The sequence below is a fragment of the Mesorhizobium sp. M7A.F.Ca.AU.002.02.1.1 genome (genome assembly GCF_003998535.1).
Lineage (GTDB): Bacteria > Pseudomonadota > Alphaproteobacteria > Rhizobiales > Rhizobiaceae > Mesorhizobium > Mesorhizobium ciceri.
Map to the genome: position 1 here is coordinate 1 of NZ_RZPB01000879.1, position 2,239 is coordinate 2,239.

Genomic DNA, 2,239 nt, shown 5'->3' on the forward strand with positions numbered 1-2,239 from the left:
ATTCATTGGCGGCGACCATGCGTCCGTAGAGCCTGAGGATCTGGTCCAGCTCGCGTCGGTCGAACCGCACCGGCTGATCGAGACGTTCGCGTCGCGCCTCGTGCAGCGGGATTATTGCGGATGCGTCCCCATCCCCCGTCCCGCCACTGTCATCGGTCATGCCTCGATCCTTCAAAATGAATCTTTGCCAACCAAAGTTGGCGTGTTCGCGACTGAATTGCAAGGCCCGGCGAACCGAGCCCCGCGCCGCGCCGTTTCCGTCACGTCCAGTCACTTTTATGAAACGCCGTGTTGGAATTGGTGATGTTCCGCCACATTTCTGCCTTTTTTTATCCGCGCTCATGCCCCAATGTCCGACGAATTTACCGGCGTTGCCTGAGACGGTTCGGTCCGGCACCGGCTCGTAAACCCCAAGCCCCCCGCCCACGGGTCTGCGTCGGATCGAACCAACCTCGGCTCTTCCTCGGAAGAACCGGGAGCGACGATCCCAAAACCTAAATGACCGGCGTCAGAAGCAAGCTGACGTCGGTTTTTTATTGGCTGGTGATAGGTGAACCTTCGCGCTACCGCGGCAGGGGTTTGAGCGCTCTATCTCAAGGCTTGTGGATGAATGCGGCGCCGAGAATGGGACCGGGCATGCCGTCCTTGCCGACCGACTGCAGCAGCACGGCGCAGCCGCCCTTTTTGGCAATCTCGCTCATCGGCAGTTCGTAGCGCTGTGCCTTGCCATGCCACATGCCGGCGGTCTGGATGCCGGTGACGGCGTTCCAGTAGGTCATCTTGCGGCCGGTATTTTCGCCCTCGCCGACTTTGACCGTCTGCGGCGGGTCGAAATAGACGATGACGACATGGGCGTCGCTGGGGCCGTTGCCGGCATCGCCGGCGTCGATCATCACGCGATCGCTGGTACGGCTGACCTTGACGGCGACGCGCATGCCTTCACCGCTCTTGGCCATGCGGGCGAGCGCACCATCGACCTCGCCGCGGTTGGCGCCGTTGACATGGACGCGGCCATTGATGACGGCCTGCGGCGTATAGACGGAGCGGCTGCCGAAGGCGCGCATATAGTCGTATTGCCGCTCGGTGTTCTCCTTGCGGCCGAGCGTGTCCTGCCAGCCGAGATAGTCCCAGTAGTCGACGTGATAGGCGAGCGCGACGATGTCTTCCTTGGCGGCAAGTTCGGAGAACAGAGTATCGGCCGGCGGGCAGGAACTGCAGCCCTGGCTGGTGAACAGCTCGACCACGCCCAATGGCTTTTCGATCTGGACCCGGTCGGTCTGGGCGCGATCGGATTCGCCGGCATGCCCGGCGCCGGCAGACGCCGAGAAGGCCAGCGCAAGAGCTGCCAGCCACAATGATTTTCGCGAGGCCATGGCCATTCCGATTCCCGCCGGTGATGCCGGCTTTATCTTGATTGCTGAAATATGTGGCAGAACCGGAAGTCAACGGGAAGTCACGTTGCGGTGAAATTTTGCCGTTGCAGCCGACCGCAACGCCGCAATAGGAAGGATCTGCGCTTCAGGATAGAAACCGATTCGGGCGGCAATCGCGATGTGGCAAACGTTTTTGGCGCCGGTCGACCTCTATTGCGAGCGGACCGGCCCGGAATTCTGGTCCGAACCGGTCAACGCCCTGACCAACTTCGCCTTCATCGCCGCCGGCCTGTGGGGCGTGCGCGAGGTGCGAAGGCTGGGCACCGGCGCCTTCGCCGAGGTTCTGGCCTGGTGGGTGGTGGCGATCGGCATCGGCTCGACGATCTTTCACACTTTTGCCACCAAGGGCACGGTCTGGGCCGACGTGCTGCCGATCGCCGGCTTCACGCTGGCCTACACGCTGTTCAATCTGCGTCGCTTCCTCGGCATGCGATGGGGCAAAGCCATCGCCATCTTCATCGCCTTCTATGTGATTGCCGGGGCGATAACCGTTGCCGTGCCGGACTGGCTGCGCCAGGCGTCGAACGGCACGACGGGCTATCTGCCGCCGTTCCTGGCGCTCGCCTTCTTCGGCGCGCTGGTGGCCGCCAGCGGCAATCGCGCCGGCTGGTACAATCTGGCCGGGTCGGCGATCTTCGTGGTGTCCGTCATCTGCCGGATGATCGACCCGCTGGTCTGCGGCGGCTTCCCGCTCGGCACGCACTTCCTCTGGCACATCCTCAACGGGCTGATGCTGGGTGTGTTGTTGGCCGCCGCGGCGCGGTTCGGGAAGCCGAAAGTAAGGGAATAGGGGAATAGGGGAATAG

Annotated in this window: 3 protein-coding genes; 1 reads left to right on the forward strand and 2 read right to left on the reverse strand. The window is 62.8% G+C overall.

From position 1 onward, the window contains the following. A partial coding sequence (locus EN879_RS32735) for a DUF2794 domain-containing protein (RefSeq protein ID WP_127274550.1) occupies positions 1-160 on the reverse strand: 160 nt, incomplete at its 3' end. 433 nt (positions 161-593) lie between these two features. After that, positions 594-1,379: a thioredoxin family protein gene (locus tag EN879_RS32740; RefSeq protein WP_013528826.1), complete on the reverse strand. Its 786-nt coding sequence runs from the start codon at positions 1,377-1,379 to the stop codon at positions 594-596. Between the two features lie 172 nt (positions 1,380-1,551). Here EN879_RS32740 and EN879_RS32745 point away from each other — a divergent pair, with 172 nt between their 5' ends. After that, positions 1,552-2,223, forward strand: coding sequence for a ceramidase domain-containing protein (locus EN879_RS32745; protein ID WP_063169545.1), 672 nt, complete (start codon positions 1,552-1,554; stop codon positions 2,221-2,223). Positions 2,224-2,239: the final 16 nt, after the last annotated feature.

What these genes read in the sequence shown, in the direction of transcription:
- EN879_RS32740 (WP_013528826.1), bottom strand. Translation starts at nt 1,379, where the DNA reads ATGGCCATGGCCTCGCGAAAATCATTGTGGCTGGCAGCTCTTGCGCTG.
- EN879_RS32745 (WP_063169545.1), top strand. Translation starts at nt 1,552, where the DNA reads ATGTGGCAAACGTTTTTGGCGCCGGTCGACCTCTATTGCGAGCGGACC.